Origin of the sequence: Micromonospora sp. NPDC051196, from assembly GCF_040682415.1 — a bacterium.
Classification (GTDB): domain Bacteria; phylum Actinomycetota; class Actinomycetes; order Mycobacteriales; family Micromonosporaceae; genus Micromonospora.
Map to the genome: position 1 here is coordinate 475687 of NZ_JBFBAY010000002.1, position 14108 is coordinate 489794.

Consider the following 14108-nt stretch of genomic DNA (forward strand, 5'->3'; position numbering starts at 1 on the left):
CAGTCTCGTCCGCCTAACGGGAATGTCAAGCGGCTGTGGACAACTTGTGGATAACCCGCGAACCCTGTGGACGAAGCGGTGGACAGGGGTGGCGACCATGGATGGCCACCACCCCCTTCCCGCCCGACTCAGCTGGTCGGGATGGCCATGTCGATGCTCAGCGACCCAGTCGCAGGCACGGTGAACCGGGCCAGCCGACGGACCCCTTCGGGGTCGGTCACCAGGTAGCGGCCCGAGTGCATCTCGCCGTCGGCGACGAGGTGCACGTCGTAGCTCAGGAAGATCCGCTGGCGGCCGGTCAGACGCATGGTGAACTGCCCGTCGGAGACCCAACCGCTGCCCGTGATGTCACCGGTGTCGACGCTGTGGGCGAGCACGAAGCCGCTCCGGAACGGAGTGCCCTCGGTGTTCGTGATGGTGCCGGTGACCTCGACGCCGGGGCTGATCGCCGCGTCGAGGGTGGCCGCCGAGTTGGCGGTGACCGTCACCGGTGCGGCGGTGAACCGGCTCGGCGCGTCGCCCGACCAGACGGTCGCGTACTCGTGCCGGCTGAAAACCACCGGCCACGCGTACGGGCCCAGCCGGGTCAGGGTGTAGTGACCCTGATCGTCGGTGCGGGCGTCCTCCGCGCCGACGCCCGGGTGGCCGGTGAGCACCGACACGCTGACGTTCCGCAGCGGGGCACCGGTCCGGGCGTCGGTGACCTGGCCGCTGATCTGCCCCGCCCGGTCGAGCTGCACCGTCGGAGCAGTGGCCACGGCACCGACCGTGGTGGTGACCACGGCGGCCTCCCGCTCGTCACCGGTGCCGCCGTTCGGGCCGACCCACTGCCGGCCGTACGTCAGGTTCTGCGGCACGACGAACAGCTTGTGGTCGCCGCCCCGCAGCGGCCCGACCTTGACCTGGCCGCTGTGGTCGCTGCACTCGAAGTTGGTGTCGGGCAGGGTGACCTGCTTGGCCAGGAAGGCCGTGAGGCACACGCCCTGCAGGGGCGCCCCGCTCTGCCGGTCGACCACGGTGGTGGTGATGACCGCTCCCGGGCGCAGCTTGATGGTCAGCTCGGCGGTCCGGTCGGCCCGTACCCGTACGCCGGTGCGTTCCCGGGGGAAGTACCGGCGGTCCGGCGTGTACAGGTAGATGTCGTGCCGGCCCTCCGGCAGATCCGGGATGAGTACCGTGCCGGTGCCGTTGCTGCACTGCTCGTGGGCGCAGAAGTTGGCCACCGGAGCACCGGTGACCGAGTCGACTGCCCGGATCCGCAGCGCGCCGGTGCCGAGCAGGGCGTCGGTGATGCTGGTCTGCTGACCGCCGTGCACGGTCACCAGATCGGCGAGTTCCGGCACCAGCTGTCCCCGGTAGTACTGCTGCCGGTCGCCCGCATACAGGCCCACCCGGTACGCCCCGGCGAGCAGTTGGACGTCGAATCTCCCATCGGCGTCGGTCTGCGTCCAGGTGCCGGTGTGCATGTTCGGCGTGTACACGGAGATGTCCGCGTCTCGCAGCGGCTGGCCGTCGGCGGTGGTGAACCGGCCCGACAGGTTGCCCACCGGCAGCACCGTGTCGTCGGCCACGATCTGCGCGTCGGCGGTCACCTCGAAGACGGTGGCCTCGTCCTCGTCGATCTTCCCCGGCACGTACTGGGCCTGGTACGAATCGGCCACCGGCTCGAAGCTGACCCGGTACCGGCCGGCGATGACGGCCATCTCGTACCGTCCGTCGTCGTCGGTGCGCGCGCTGCCCCAGGTGGGGGCGCCGATGGCCTGGCCTTCGACGCGCAGGTCGGGCACCGGTTCGCCGACGCTGTCGATGATCCGACCGGTGATCGTGCCGGTGGCGAACAGTTGCTCGTCGACGGTGCTGGTGTTGCCCGCCGTCACGATGACGGGGTCGGCGTCCCAGGAATAGAGCTGCTGCCGGTGGTACTGCTCCGGCCGACCAGCGGGTTGGTAGCCCACGCTGTACGAGCCCGCTGCCAACCCGTTGAGGGTGTAGTTGCCCTGGGAGTCGGTGGACGTCTGCGCAATGACGTTGTAGCTCCCGGTTCGGTATACCAGGACCGGAACGTCGGGGGCGGCGGTGCCGGCGCTGGTGGTCAGCCGACCAGTGATCGTTCCGGTGGTGGCGGCGAGGGCCGGGGTGGCGCCGGGCAGCACGACGGCTACCGCGGCGATGCCGGCCAGTACGGCCCGGCGGATGGGGGGTAATTGCATGGGCGTCCAAACGTGAGGCTGCGGGGCGACCCGTGCAGGCACCTGCCCGGCCGACCCGCGCCCCGTATCGAATCGGCACCACGAGGATAGGCCAGCGCCGATCTGTCTGGTCTGCTGTGGACGCTCAGCGGCCCCATTCCTGCTTGGCGGCCCGGACCAGCTTGTCCTTCAGCTCCCGGGTGTGTCGTCGGCTCACCGGCAGCTCCGCGTCGTCGACCACGACCACGTACCCGGAGTTGACCAGTCGAAGCTCGGCGATCAGCCGCAACTGCACCAGGTAGGACCGGTGGATCCGGACGAACCCCGCGTCGGCCCACCGGTCGGCGAGCGTCGCCAGGGACACCCGGACCAGATGCGAGCCTTCCGCGGTGTGCAGCCGGGCGTAGTCGCCCTGCGCCTCCACCCAGCGCACGGCGGAGCGGGGCAGCATCCGGGTGGAGCCGGCCAGCTCCACGGGGATCGTCGGGTCCTCCTCGGCGCGGGCCAGGGCAGCCGGATGCGACGGCAGGACCCGAGACCCGACGACCCGGCGCAGCGCCTCCGCCAGCCGTTCGGCACGTACCGGCTTGCGGACGTAGTCGGTGGCGCCCAGGTCGAAGGCGTCTGCGGCACCGTCGTCGTACGCGGTGACGAAGACGATCGCCGGTGGCCGGGCGAACTGGCGCAGCACCCGGGCCAGCTCCATCCCGTCCAGGCCAGGCATCCGGATGTCCAGGAAGATCACGTCCACCTCGTCGTCGCGGAGCACCCGCAGCGCCTCGGTGGCGTCGCCGGCCGTGTGCAGCCGGGCCACCCGGGCATCGGCCCGCAGGTGGTACGCCAACTCGTCCAGGGCGGGTGGTTCGTCGTCCACCGCCAGCACCCGCAGGAAGCCCGGCGCACCGCCGTTGCCGGTCACGAACGCGCCCGTACGCCGGGGTGGAACTTCGGCACCCGCATGCTCACCTTCGTGCCCGACCCCACGCCCGTCTCCACCACCAGGCCGAAGTCGCTGCCGAACACCGAGCGGAGTCGTTCGTCGACGTTCGAGAGGCCGACGTGCTGGCCCGGATCGTCCCCCGGATCACCGGTGGCCCCGGCCAGCTCGGCGATCCCGGCGGTCAGTGTGCCCGGATCCATCCCCACTCCGTCGTCCTCCACCGTGATGTGACATTCGGCGCCCGCGTCCCGCGCCTCGATGCTCACCATGCCCGTGCCGGGCTTGCGCGACAACCCGTGCCGGACGGCGTTCTCGACCAACGGCTGGAGGCACAGGAAGGGCAGGGTCACCGGCAGCACCTCCGGGGCGATCTGAAGCCGCACCTGAAGCCGATCACCGAACCTGGCCCGCTCGATGGTCAGGTACCGGTCGATCGACCGAAGCTCCTCGGCCAACGTGGTGAACTCACCATGGGCCCGGAACGAGTAGCGGGTGAACTCGGCGAACTCCAGGATCAGCTCCCGCGCCCGCTCCGGGTCGGTGCGGACGAACGAGCCGATCGCGGTCAGCGCGTTGTAGATGAAGTGCGGGCTGATCTGCGCCCGGAGCGCGCGGACCTCGGCCCGGGCCAGCCGCTGGCGGGAAGAGTCCAACTCGGCCAGGGCGAGCTGGCTGCCCGCCCAGCGTGCGGTCTCCAGGGTGGCCTGCACCAGACCTGGTCCGGGCACGCCGTCGGTGACCGCGATCAGGGCACCGGCCACCCGGCCCTCCGTGCCGGCCATCGGCGCCACCACCGCCCCGCGTACCGGGCAGTCGATGCGGTCGCAGAACAACTCCGCCTCGCCGAGGACGGTGGACCGCTCGGTGGCCACCACCCGCCGGGCCGCCGCGAGCAGTTGCTCACCGTGGTGCGCGCCGCGCCCGTCGAGGGCGAGCACCTCCTCGGTATCGGTCAACGCCAACCCCGCCGCGCCGACCAGGGTGCGCAGGTGCCGGGCCGCCTTCGCGGCGCCCGCCGGACTCAGTCCGGCGCGCAGCGGCTCGGCAGCCAGCCCGGTGGTGTGCAGCACCTCGTAGGTGGCCCGCTGGCTGGCTGTGGCGATGCCCCGCCGGCCACGCAGCCGAGCGACCGCGACCAGCGCCCCGGTCAGCGCGATGACCAGCGCCAGGACTCCGATGACGGCCGAGAGGTTGCCACCCACGTCGATGATCCTGCTGGTTGCGGCGGCATGGGGAAAGAGGTGATTCAGTACGCGCCCTTGCGCGCCAGCACCACGCCCACCGTGCGCCACAGGATGCTCAGGTCGTACGCCAGCGACCAGTTGTCGACGTAGTAGAGGTCCAGCCGGACCGCCTCGTCCCAGGACAGGTCGGAGCGGCCGGACACCTGCCACAACCCGGTCATCCCGGGGCGGACCAGCAGCCGGCGCCGTACGTCGCCGAGGAAGTCGCCGTCGTCGGCGGGTAGGGGCCGCGGCCCTACCAGGGACATCTCGCCCATCAGCACGTTGATCAGCTGCGGCAGCTCGTCCAGCGACGAGCCGCGCAGGAAGCGGCCCACCGGGAAGACCCGGGGATCCTGCTTCATCTTGAACAGCATGCCGTCGGTCTCGTTCTGGTCGACCAGGCTGGCCAGCCGGTCCTCCGCGTCGACGTACATGGTGCGGAACTTCCACACCCGGAACGTGCGTCCCTCGTGCCCCACCCGGGGCTGGCGGAAGAAGACCGGGCCGGGGTCGGAGATCCGGATGGCGATGGCGATGGCGATGAAGACCGGGATCAGCACCAGCAGACCCAGGCCGGCGGCGATCCGGTCCATCATGTTCTTGGCCAGCAGCGCCGGCCCGGACAGGGTGGGCTCCTCGACGTGCAGCAGCGGCAGACCCTCGATCGGGCGGATGTGCACCCGAGGACCGGCGATGTCGGTCAGCTGCGGCGCCACCACCAGGTCGACGCCGGAGCCCTCCAACTGCCAGGCCAGCCGGCGCAGCTCGCCCGGCTCGGCGCTGGCCGAGCCGCAGACCGCGATCGTGTCCCCGCCCACCTCCCGGACCAGCGCCAGCACGTCACGGCCGGCGTAGACCGGCACCGGGGTCTGCACCCCCTTGGCCGCCGCGTAACCGTCGGTGATGTGGATGGCGACGGGCACCAGCCCGGCAGCGGGGTTGCGGGTGACCGCCGTGTAGACCTCAAGGCATTCCGGCAGGGTGCCGACCAGCACCATCCGGTGTGCCGCCTGCTGGGTGTTGCGGCGCGTCACGTGCAGCACGAAACGGGTCAGGATCCGGCCCAGCAGGATCAACAGCAGGGCCAGCAGCAGGGCGGTGCCGACGGTGAACCGGGACAGGTCGGTCTTGGTGGCGAAGGCGAGGAACGACACCGCCGCGCAGACCGCCACGCCGGCCCGGATCACCCGTTTGAACTCGTCCGGCCCCAGACCGAGACAACGCCGGTCATAGGCGCCGTTGAACCACAGGATGACCAGCCAGCCCAGCGGCAGCAGCAGGAAGGCGACCGTGTAGAACCAGGTCGGGTCGTCCTGAGCCGTGTGGAAACCGGCGGTGGCCTGGTCGAAGGTGCGGATCGCGGTGAAGCTGGCGAAGGCCGCCGCCGCGAAGTCGAGCAGCAGCAGGATCGCAGTGTAGGGCCGGTGCCAACGGGAGACGCGTCGCCGGGCTCGTGCCCACGCCGAGCGGGGTACGCCGTTGTGTGACGGCGGGTCCGGCGGCTGGATCTCGAAGCTGTCGACGTGCCGCACGAGTCTGCTCCGGCCTTCGTTGGTTACCGGGCGCTGGAGGCTTGTCGTCACCTCACCCATGTCCTCCCGCATGACCCGCACCGCTTACTCGCCGTAAGGGCCCGAGTCGCCCACCGTTCCAGTTTCCCACGCGGATTCCGTCTCGACGCCGACCCGAGGGACATTGCGTGACGGACTCGTGTTCGCCTGGGATCTGGCCGGCTCCACACCATCCGGAAGCCGGGGACCGAGCCACTATACCGATGGATGGCGGCCCGGGAAGAGTGCCGGACCGTGGTTGCGCACCCCGCGTCCGATTCCGCTCCGTAGTCAAGCGTGTCGTTACTCACCGTACAAGTTTGGACAGCCTTCGGTCAGCAAGGGGTTTGCCGCCGGTCTGACAGGTCGGGCAGTACTGGAGGCTGGAATCGGCGAAGGAGACCTCACGTACGGTGTCGCCGCACACCGGGCAGGGCAGTCCGGTACGGGCGTGCACCTTCAGCCCGGACCGCTTCTCGCCCTTCAACTCTGCGGCCCGCTGCCCCAGCGAGCGGGTGACCGCGTCGCCGAGCACCCGCCGGGTGGCCGCGTGCAGGGCCGCCATCTGATCGTCGGTGAGCCGGTCGGTCAGGGCGAACGGGGACAGCCTCGCCGCGTGCAGGATCTCGTCCGAGTACGCGTTGCCCACCCCGGCCAGCACCGCCTGATCGGTGAGCACCCCCTTCACCTGCCCCCGGCGACTGCGCAACGCCCCGGCGAACGCGGCGAGGTCGGCCGCGAGCGCGTCCGGCCCGAGCTTGGCGACCCCGGGCACCGCCTGCGGATCGGTCACCAGGTAGACGGCGAGTTTCTTCTGCGTACCGGCCTCGGTCAGGTCGAATCCGGAACCGTCGTCGAGGCGTACCCGCAGCGCGACCGGGCCCTTACCCGGACGAAGCGGGACGGTCGAGGCGAACGCCTCCCGGTAGTGCAGCCAGCCGGCCCGGGCCAGGTGCACCACCAGATGCAGATCACCGTCGAAGACGATGTCGAGGAACTTGCCGTGCCGGCGGGCGTCGGTCACCGGTCGACCGGTGACGGCGGTGAGCGCCGGATCGTACGTCTTCAGGGCGCTGATCGCGGCGGCCTCCATCCGGTCGACGCGGCGGCCCACCGCGCGCTGCCGCAGGTAACCCGCGAGCGCCTCCACCTCCGGTAGTTCGGGCATCGTCCAACGGTAGCCTTCTTTCCCGTGAAGATTGTGGTGGCGCACAACCGGTACCGGGAAGCTCAGCCCTCCGGTGAGAACACCATCGTCGACGCGGAGATCGCCCAGCTCACCGCCGCCGGTGTGCAGGTGCTGCCCTTCCTGCGCAGCTCGGACGAGATCCCGTCGATGTCGAAGGCGGCTAAGGCCCTGCTGCCGATCTCCCCGATGTACGCCCCGAAGGCGCAGGCCGACCTGTCCCGGCTGCTCACCGAGCACCGGCCGGATGTGCTGCACCTGCACAACCCGTACCCCTTGCTCTCCCCTTGGGTGGTGCGGACCGCGCACAAGCACGGGGTGCCGGTGGTGCAGACGGTGCACAACTACCGCCAGGTCTGCTCCTCCGGGCTGTACTTCCGTGACGGGGTGATCTGTCAGGACTGCCGGGGCCGGACCCTGGGGGTGCCGGCCGTGGTGCACCGCTGCTACCGGGGGTCCCGGGCGCAGAGCGCCCTGATGGCCACCACCCTGGCCGTGCACCGGGGCACCTGGAAGTCGGTGGACCGGTTCATCGCCCTGACCAGCGCGGTCGCCGACCATCTGCGCGACTACGGCATCCCGGATTCTCGGATCGTGGTGAAGCCGAACGGCATTCCCGATCCGGGCACCCCCGCCCCCCTCGGCCAGGGCTTCCTCTTCCTCGGCCGACTCTCCCCGGAGAAGGGCCTCGGTCTGCTGCTGGAGGCGTGGCGTCGGCATCCGGACGGGGCCCTGGGGCCGCTGCGGGTGGCCGGTGACGGTGAGCTGCGTCCGATGGTCGAGGCGGCGGCCGCCGAACGCGCCGACGTGACCTTCCTGGGCCCGCTGAACCGGGCCGGGGTCCGCTCGGCACTGGCCGCGAGCGCCGTGGTGCTGGCCACCTCCACCTGGCACGACGTACTGCCGACCGTGATCATCGAGGCGTTGGCCAGCGGTCGCCCGGTCCTGGGCACGGCGTTGGGCGGCATCCCGTACCTGATCGGCGCGGACACCCCCCGGGAACCCGCCGGCACCGGCCCGGCCGTGATCGCCTCGGCCTCCGCACCACCCAGCCCCGGCGGGCCGGGCGGTGCGTCCGGGGTGGCGTCCGCTCTGCCGGCCGGGGTCCTTGCCGGTGGGGCCGGTTGGGTGGTTCCGCCGGAGCCGGCGGCGCTCGCCGCCGCGCTGCCGCTGGCCGCAGCCGGTGCCGCCGCGCTCGCCGGTGCTGCCCGGTCCCGCTACGAGCGGGTCTTCCACCCCGACGTGGTCACCAAGCAGCTCCTCGCCGTGTACGCCGACCTAGCCCAGCCCTGAACCACCCCACCCACCCCAACGGCCGACCCCGGCCGGCCACCTCTCATCGTTGATTATGAGGTTGACGGCGAAGTTGATCTCCTCGGGGACGCTAACCTCATGATCAACGAGGGTGAGCGGAGGCCCACAACCTGCGCGAGAGGCCTGGTGTGCCTACTTGGGGCAGGTTCCGAGCAGCCACGTCTCCAGTTGGTGGGTCGGGTGAGCGGTCCGTTCGCTTGACTGAGCAGCCGCCGAAGTGGGCAGCGCGAGGGCGGCCCCCGTCATGGCCACCGAGACGATGAGCTGCCGCCTGGTGATCGCGTTCGCCATTCTTAACCTCTCTTCGTGCTGGAGAGCGTGTCAGGGCAGAGCGTTGAGGACCTCCTGTGGGAGATCTCCACTGATGTCGTCGAGCACCAGCTTGTAGTAGTGCCCCCCGGGGTCGGCGAGTCGTCGTCGATCGGCGCCATCGATCGTGTAGACGTCGGTCTGGGTGATCCGCAGGGTTGGCAGTGCGTCGTCGGCGGGTGTCACGAGGAATCCCCGGAATCCGAGCGTCGGCTCCGGTTCGTCAGTTTCAACGAACTCGCCGGTCCGGCCATTCACCTGGCTGTAAAGATCGTCGGCTACCTGCGTATTCAGACTGACCTCGGGGCTCTCTTTGCCCGAGTAGAGATCAACCAGAACTTTGTATGGATCTGCCGAGCCCGCCTTGTCGGACGGGCCGCATGCGGATAGCCCGATCATTGTCAGCGCGAGTATGGCTGAGATGGCCTTCTTCGATCGGATCATGGTGTCATCTTACTGATACCATGTCGCCGGCACCCCATACGAGACGTCCGCCCGTGTTGTAGTTTCCCCGATTCGCGGTCACGGGCGCCACGATGATGTTCCCTGAGTTGTCGCGGTTGGTGGTTGCCGGCACGCCGAGTAGGCGCAGTTCCTCCGGATCGAATCGCAGGACGAAACCCCGGTAGCCGAGGCGCGACTCGCCCGCCGCCGCCGACAGCAGGGGCACCGAGCCAGCTCGAAGTTGGTCGATCAGGTGAGCACGTTGGGTGGCGGAGAGGGTCCAACGGGGATTCGGCCTTCCGGAGAAGACGTCGAGTTCGACGTCCGTCAAAGTATACCTCTTTCAGGTACGCCAGTGATGCTCGTCAATGGACCATATCCCGTGAATAATGCGGCGGCGGCTGTCGGGTATGCGACAATCAAGAATTGGGAGCAGGGTTCAGGCAAGGTAGCCGTACGGCGATGCGGTCGGACCTTTCGCCGCACGGCGGTCGCCGTCTCAGGTCAGCTGAGAACCATCACAGGACACCGCTCGTACCCTTGCCGGGTTGCAGAACCGCAGGGCGCACGCATGATCCGCCGTTGGCCACGGAGTTTGTACCCGACAAGAGTTGACCGACGCGGCTGCCTCCAGAGTGGTCAGGCAGGGCCCCGGCAAAGTCGTCAGGTGATGCCGAGTAGTGCCAGTGGGCGGGTGCTGTCGCGGGCGTGATGTCGGTTGGCGGCGGCGATGTTGGTGACGCCGGCGGTGCGGAGTGCGCTGATGGCGGCGTTGCGGAGGGCGGCCATGACCTGCTGCCGACCGTGATCATCGAGGCGTTGGCCAGCGGTCGCCCGGTCCTGGGCACGGCGTTGGGCGGCATCCCGTACCTGATCGGCGCGGACACCCCCCGGGAACCCGCCGGCACCGGCCCGGCCGTGATCGCCTCGGCCTCCGCACCACCCAGCCCCGGCGGGCCGGGCGGTGCGTCCGGGGTGGCGTCCGCTCTGCCGGCCGGGGTCCTTGCCGGTGGGGCCGGTTGGGTGGTTCCGCCGGAGCCGGCGGCGCTCGCCGCCGCGCTGGCCGCCCCCGCCCGAGCCCGCTACGAACGGGTCTTCCACCCCGACGTGGTCACCAAGCAACTCCTAGCCGTGTACGCCGACCTCGCCCACCGTTGATCGACTCCGTTACGCCGAAACGGCGGGATCCGGACGGGTGGGATACCGCCACTACGGCGTAACGGAGTCGATCACCCGCTAGGCCACCTCACGCACCGCAGCGGCCATCATCCTGCGGTTCGGGGAGGAAGTCGCCTCGGACGTCATCTACCTGGAGACGTTCACGGACGCGGATTACCTCGACAGCCCCGAGGCTGTCCGCGCCTACACTCGGCTGTGGGGTCGCCTTCAAGCTGCGGCGCTGGGGCCGGCAGAGTCCCGCAGGCTCATCCTGCGAATCGCTGACGAGATCAAGTAGGGGCTGACATGTCGAACCCGGACCTCACCGGCGCGGTGTGGCGCAAGTCCACCCGCAGCGACGCTAACGGTGGTGCCTGCGTTGAGGTTGCGGACAACCTGCCCGGCGTTGTCGCCGTCCGGGACAGCAAGGACAAGTTCGGCCCCACGCTGGCCTTCACCGACCACGACTGGCGCAGGTTCGTCGACTCCCTCAAGATTAGCTAGCGCGCCCTCTCCAAGTGCCCCGACTCCCACCCGCGAGTCGGGGCACTCTGCATTCCCCATGCCCACCCCACCGGTCGGCGCGCGAAGTGGTTGACCATGAGGTTGACGGCGAAGTTGATCTCCTTGACTGCCGACAACCTCATGATCAACGGGGCGAGGTGGGCGGGGCGAGGTGGGCGGGGGCGGGTGGGGTGGGCTAGTACGAGGTGAGCTTGTAGGAGAGGAATACGCCGGGGCTCCAGCCCTGCCAGGCGCTGAGGCCCAATCCGTAGCCGGTGCAGTCGTCACTCGCGTAGGCGACGGCGTACACGGGGGACCAGGCGATCAAGGTGACCGCGTCCTGCATCGGGTGGCAGAGGTCATCGACTGCGGTGTGTCGGGCGACCACATAGGCGCTGTTCGCGGTGTACATGACCAAGCCCTGGTCGGGCACCTTGAACGGCTCCCGCTCCGGTGTGGTGGCGGCTGCGGGCGCGGCGGCCAGAGTGGTGGTCAGGGCTGCGGCGGCGAGAACCGAGGCAATCCGCTTGGCGGTTTTGCGCATGAGGTCTCCCAAGGGTGGGGTGGTGTGGGAAGAGATGACATCCGCTTCGACAGGAAGCGATCTCCATCTATGGGATCTTCCCAGGCGTTGATTGAGGTGTCAACAATTGTCGATCACCTCAAAGTTGGCGCAGCGAAAGCATCCTGGACCGGATCGGGCTGCCCTGAAACCTCACACCCGCGCGGTGATTAGCCGGTGGACCAGCCCGCTACCCGACGCGTCTCATAGCGAAGCGCGGGCGGAGAAGGCGATGCTGGCCAGCAGGAACCCGCCGTTGACCACGGTGAACGCCACGAGAACCCAGAACACCAGCGCCGGAGCGACGGCCAGCACCAGGGCGGCGGCGAAGATCACCGCGCCGTAGTCGCGGACCAGCTTGACCAGGCGTACGGGCAGCGAGGTGGAGGTGACCATGCTGGCCGCGTTCGGGCCGGACTGCATCACCGAGGTGACCAGGTTGACCATCCAGGTGCCGGCGAAGGCGGCGACCAACCAGACCGGGGTCGAGGGGCGCTGCGCCACCGCAGTCGCCGCCAATGCAGCCACCAGGGCGATCTGGGCCGCCACGTCACAGAGCACGTCGACCCGGGCGCCCGCCGCACTGCCCTGACCGGTCACCCGGGCCAACTGGCCGTCGGCGCAGTCCAGGGCGTACGCCACCTGCCAGCCGACCAGCGCGAGCAGTCCGACCACCCAGGCCGGTACGTCCCCGGCGGCGACAGGGCCGGCGAGGGCGACCACGGTGACCGAGGTGGCCAGCCCGAGCACCAGGTTGGTGATGGTCAGCGCGGTCGGCCGGAGCCCGAGTCGCTGGGCGACCAGCGCGAAGACCGCACCGATCCACTGACTGATCGACTCGCTGAACAGGCCGCCGCCCCGGTTGACCCGGTGGAAGTCGGCGACGGTGGGGTGGGATGGCTCAGCCAAGGTGCTCACGGAGGGCGTCAACGTAGTCTCCCAGCCGGGTATGTAGGTCTTCAGCGGGCAGCGCGAGATGTTCGAGGATCGTGTAGCGGTCCGGCCGGGTACGCGGGGCATAGGCGACCGCCTCGACGAACTGCTCGTCGGTGAGGCCCAGGTCGCCCGGCCGGGTGGAGAGGCCGTGCCGGTGCAGGCAGCGGGCGAGCTGGCCGAAGCGTTCCAGGTCGCCGCGGAGGAAGGTGCAGAACAGCGCGCCCAGGCCGACCTGCTCACCGTGCGAGCCGGTGCCCGGGTAGAGGTGGTCGATGGCGTGCGAGATCTCGTGGTCGCCGCCGCTGGCCGGCCGGCTGGAACCGCAGATCGACATCGAGATGCCGCCCAGGATCAGCGCCTCGGCCAGCGTGGTCAGGAAGCCGTCATCGGTGATTTTGCCGGGGTGGTTGACCAGGGCCTCAGCCCCGGTCCGGGCCAGCGTGAGGGCCAACCCGTCGATCGGCTCGTCGCGTACCTGATGGGCCAGCTCCCAGTCGGCGCAGGCGCTCAGGTTGCTCACCGCGTCGCCGATGCCGGCCTGGGTCTGCCGATCCGGCCCGTTCTCCACGAAGTCGAGGTCGACCAGGACGGCGATCGGGATGTGCACGCCGTACGAGCCCTTGCCGCCCTCGTGGGTCAGCGAAGCCACCGGGGAGGCGATGCCGTCGTTGGCGAGGCTGGTCGCCACGGTGACCATCGGGAGGGCGTATCGGGTGGCGGCGTACTTGGCCGTGTCGATGGTCTTACCGCCACCGATGCCGACGACCGCGTCGTAGTGCCGTCGCCGGAGCTGGTCACCCAGCTCGTTCGCCGAGTCGACGCTGCCGCCGCTGACGGTGAAGATGTCGGCCGAGCCGAGCGAGGGCCGGCACAGCTCGACGATCTTCTCGCCCTGCCCGGGGCCGACCACCACCGCGACGTCGCCGCCGCCGGAGATCCGCCGATCGGCCAGCAGCGCGCCGAGGTCCGCCACCGCGCCGCGGCGGACCTCGATCGACAGCGGCGTCGCGACCGTACGGGCTAGTAGTGGCACGCGATCTCCCGAGCCCGGGCCAGGTCGTCGTGGTTGTCGACCTCGACCCAGGACACGTCGCCGATCGGGGCGGCCCGGACCTCGCCGCCACGATCGGCGAACTCCTGGTACCCGTCCTCGTAGTACAGGTTCGGGTCGCGCCGCCAGGTCGCCTCCAGCGCGTCGGCGAGCGCCTCGGCCACCTGCGGCTCGATCAACGTGGCCCCGATGTACTCGCCGTACGCCTCGGCCGGCTCCATCAGCTTGGTGATCCGGGTGAGCTGGCCGGCGGCGTCGAAGGTGGTCTTCATCTCCTCCTCGGCCAGCGGCTTGATGTTGTCGATCGCCAGCAGGACACCGGGACCGCGCTCGGCCAGCAGCGTCTTCTCCACGCTCACCGGATGCACCGTGTCACCGTTGACCAGCAGGACCCCCCGGGCGAACCAGTCCCGGGCCAGCCAGAGGGAGTACGCGTTGTTCCACTCCTCGGCCTTGTCGTTGTGCACGAGGGTGATCGTGACGCCGTACCTGCGCTCCAGCTCGGCCTGACGTTCCCGGACGGCGTCCGCGGCGTAGCCGACCACCACCACGACGTCCGTGAGTCCCACCTCGGCCAGGTTGCGCAGCGCGATGTCGAGGATGGTGATCTCGCCGTCCACCGGCACCAGCGCCTTCGGCAGGGTGTCGGTGTACGGGCGGAGCCGGCGACCGGCACCAGCTGCCAGCACCATCCCGACCATGCCGGTATCAGTCTCTGTCTTCACGGCGTTCACCGAAG

Annotated in this window: 15 protein-coding genes and 1 pseudogene; 4 read left to right on the forward strand and 12 right to left on the reverse strand. The window is 69.9% G+C overall.

The genetic code is table 11. The features are described 5' to 3' along the window. Nucleotides 1-128: 128 nt before the first annotated feature. From AB0M35_RS08005 to AB0M35_RS08025, 5 genes are all read right to left on the reverse strand, one after another. Entirely contained in the window at nucleotides 129-2210 is a 2082-nt protein-coding gene (locus AB0M35_RS08005) for a carboxypeptidase-like regulatory domain-containing protein (protein ID WP_363742890.1), read from the reverse strand. Nucleotides 2211-2334: 124 nt separating this feature from the next. Then, the gene (locus tag AB0M35_RS08010; protein ID WP_363742892.1) at nucleotides 2335-3108 is read right to left on the reverse strand and encodes a LytTR family DNA-binding domain-containing protein; all 774 of its coding nucleotides are present in this window, start codon (nucleotides 3106-3108) and stop codon (nucleotides 2335-2337) included. Next, the gene (locus tag AB0M35_RS08015; protein WP_363742894.1) at nucleotides 3105-4331 is read right to left on the reverse strand and encodes a histidine kinase; all 1227 of its coding nucleotides are present in this window, start codon (nucleotides 4329-4331) and stop codon (nucleotides 3105-3107) included. The genes AB0M35_RS08010 and AB0M35_RS08015 overlap by 4 nt, the downstream gene beginning before the upstream one ends. A gap of 44 nt (nucleotides 4332-4375) precedes the next feature. After that, nucleotides 4376-5947: a sugar transferase gene (locus AB0M35_RS08020; RefSeq protein WP_363743046.1), complete on the reverse strand. Its 1572-nt coding sequence runs from the start codon at nucleotides 5945-5947 to the stop codon at nucleotides 4376-4378. A 265-nt stretch (nucleotides 5948-6212) separates the two neighbouring features. Continuing rightward, nucleotides 6213-7073, reverse strand: coding sequence for a DNA-formamidopyrimidine glycosylase family protein (locus tag AB0M35_RS08025; RefSeq protein WP_363742896.1), 861 nt, complete (start codon nucleotides 7071-7073; stop codon nucleotides 6213-6215). 24 nt (nucleotides 7074-7097) lie between these two features. Here AB0M35_RS08025 and AB0M35_RS08030 point away from each other — a divergent pair, with 24 nt between their 5' ends. Further along, on the forward strand, nucleotides 7098-8384 hold the full coding sequence (locus AB0M35_RS08030; protein ID WP_363742897.1) for a glycosyltransferase: 1287 nt from the start codon (nucleotides 7098-7100) through the stop codon (nucleotides 8382-8384). A 342-nt stretch (nucleotides 8385-8726) separates the two neighbouring features. Here the strand turns inward: AB0M35_RS08030 and AB0M35_RS08035 are convergent, their stop codons facing one another. The 3 genes from AB0M35_RS08035 to AB0M35_RS08045 form a co-directional block, all read right to left on the reverse strand. Continuing rightward, nucleotides 8727-9158, reverse strand: a complete 432-nt coding sequence (locus AB0M35_RS08035; RefSeq protein ID WP_363742899.1) for a hypothetical protein — start codon at nucleotides 9156-9158, stop codon at nucleotides 8727-8729. A gap of 4 nt (nucleotides 9159-9162) precedes the next feature. Continuing rightward, a complete protein-coding gene (locus tag AB0M35_RS08040) occupies nucleotides 9163-9489 on the reverse strand; it encodes a hypothetical protein (RefSeq protein ID WP_363742901.1) in 327 nt (108 codons plus the stop codon). A gap of 332 nt (nucleotides 9490-9821) precedes the next feature. After that, nucleotides 9822-9947 (reverse strand): hypothetical protein, encoded by a 126-nt coding sequence (locus AB0M35_RS08045; RefSeq protein WP_363743065.1) that lies wholly within the window; start codon nucleotides 9945-9947, stop codon nucleotides 9822-9824. Between AB0M35_RS08045 and AB0M35_RS08050 the strand changes: the two are divergent. The 3 genes and pseudogenes from AB0M35_RS08050 to AB0M35_RS08060 all read left to right on the forward strand — a co-directional run. Beyond that, nucleotides 9945-10316, forward strand: a pseudogene (locus tag AB0M35_RS08050) (glycosyl transferase family 1); the annotation flags it as partial. The gene AB0M35_RS08045 and the pseudogene AB0M35_RS08050 overlap by 3 nt on opposite strands. Before the next feature lie 112 nt (nucleotides 10317-10428). After that, entirely contained in the window at nucleotides 10429-10614 is a 186-nt protein-coding gene (locus tag AB0M35_RS08055) for a Scr1 family TA system antitoxin-like transcriptional regulator (RefSeq protein ID WP_363743049.1), read from the forward strand. 8 nt (nucleotides 10615-10622) lie between these two features. Then, on the forward strand, nucleotides 10623-10820 hold the full coding sequence (locus AB0M35_RS08060) for a DUF397 domain-containing protein (protein WP_363742902.1): 198 nt from the start codon (nucleotides 10623-10625) through the stop codon (nucleotides 10818-10820). A 196-nt stretch (nucleotides 10821-11016) separates the two neighbouring features. Here the strand turns inward: AB0M35_RS08060 and AB0M35_RS08065 are convergent, their stop codons facing one another. The 4 genes from AB0M35_RS08065 to AB0M35_RS08080 all read right to left on the reverse strand — a co-directional run bounded on the left by AB0M35_RS08065 (nucleotide 11017) and on the right by AB0M35_RS08080 (nucleotide 14070). Next, nucleotides 11017-11364: a hypothetical protein gene (locus AB0M35_RS08065; protein ID WP_363742904.1), complete on the reverse strand. Its 348-nt coding sequence runs from the start codon at nucleotides 11362-11364 to the stop codon at nucleotides 11017-11019. A 222-nt stretch (nucleotides 11365-11586) separates the two neighbouring features. Continuing rightward, entirely contained in the window at nucleotides 11587-12300 is a 714-nt protein-coding gene (locus tag AB0M35_RS08070; RefSeq protein WP_363742906.1) for a CDP-alcohol phosphatidyltransferase family protein, read from the reverse strand. Beyond that, nucleotides 12284-13351: an iron-containing alcohol dehydrogenase family protein gene (locus tag AB0M35_RS08075; protein WP_363742908.1), complete on the reverse strand. Its 1068-nt coding sequence runs from the start codon at nucleotides 13349-13351 to the stop codon at nucleotides 12284-12286. Before AB0M35_RS08075 ends, AB0M35_RS08070 begins: the two co-directional genes overlap by 17 nt. Further along, nucleotides 13339-14070: a phosphocholine cytidylyltransferase family protein gene (locus AB0M35_RS08080; RefSeq protein WP_363743051.1), complete on the reverse strand. Its 732-nt coding sequence runs from the start codon at nucleotides 14068-14070 to the stop codon at nucleotides 13339-13341. The genes AB0M35_RS08075 and AB0M35_RS08080 overlap by 13 nt, the downstream gene beginning before the upstream one ends. Nucleotides 14071-14108: the final 38 nt, after the last annotated feature.

What these genes read in the sequence shown, in the direction of transcription:
- AB0M35_RS08005 (WP_363742890.1), bottom strand. Translation starts at nt 2,210, where the DNA reads ATGCAATTACCCCCCATCCGCCGGGCCGTACTGGCCGGCATCGCCGCG.
- AB0M35_RS08020 (WP_363743046.1), bottom strand. Translation starts at nt 5,947, where the DNA reads ATGGGTGAGGTGACGACAAGCCTCCAGCGCCCGGTAACCAACGAAGGC.
- AB0M35_RS08025 (WP_363742896.1), bottom strand. Translation starts at nt 7,073, where the DNA reads ATGCCCGAACTACCGGAGGTGGAGGCGCTCGCGGGTTACCTGCGGCAG.
- AB0M35_RS08035 (WP_363742899.1), bottom strand. Translation starts at nt 9,158, where the DNA reads ATGATCCGATCGAAGAAGGCCATCTCAGCCATACTCGCGCTGACAATG.
- AB0M35_RS08045 (WP_363743065.1), bottom strand. Translation starts at nt 9,947, where the DNA reads ATGGCCGCCCTCCGCAACGCCGCCATCAGCGCACTCCGCACCGCCGGC.
- AB0M35_RS08060 (WP_363742902.1), top strand. Translation starts at nt 10,623, where the DNA reads ATGTCGAACCCGGACCTCACCGGCGCGGTGTGGCGCAAGTCCACCCGC.
- AB0M35_RS08065 (WP_363742904.1), bottom strand. Translation starts at nt 11,364, where the DNA reads ATGCGCAAAACCGCCAAGCGGATTGCCTCGGTTCTCGCCGCCGCAGCC.
- AB0M35_RS08080 (WP_363743051.1), bottom strand. Translation starts at nt 14,070, where the DNA reads ATGGTCGGGATGGTGCTGGCAGCTGGTGCCGGTCGCCGGCTCCGCCCG.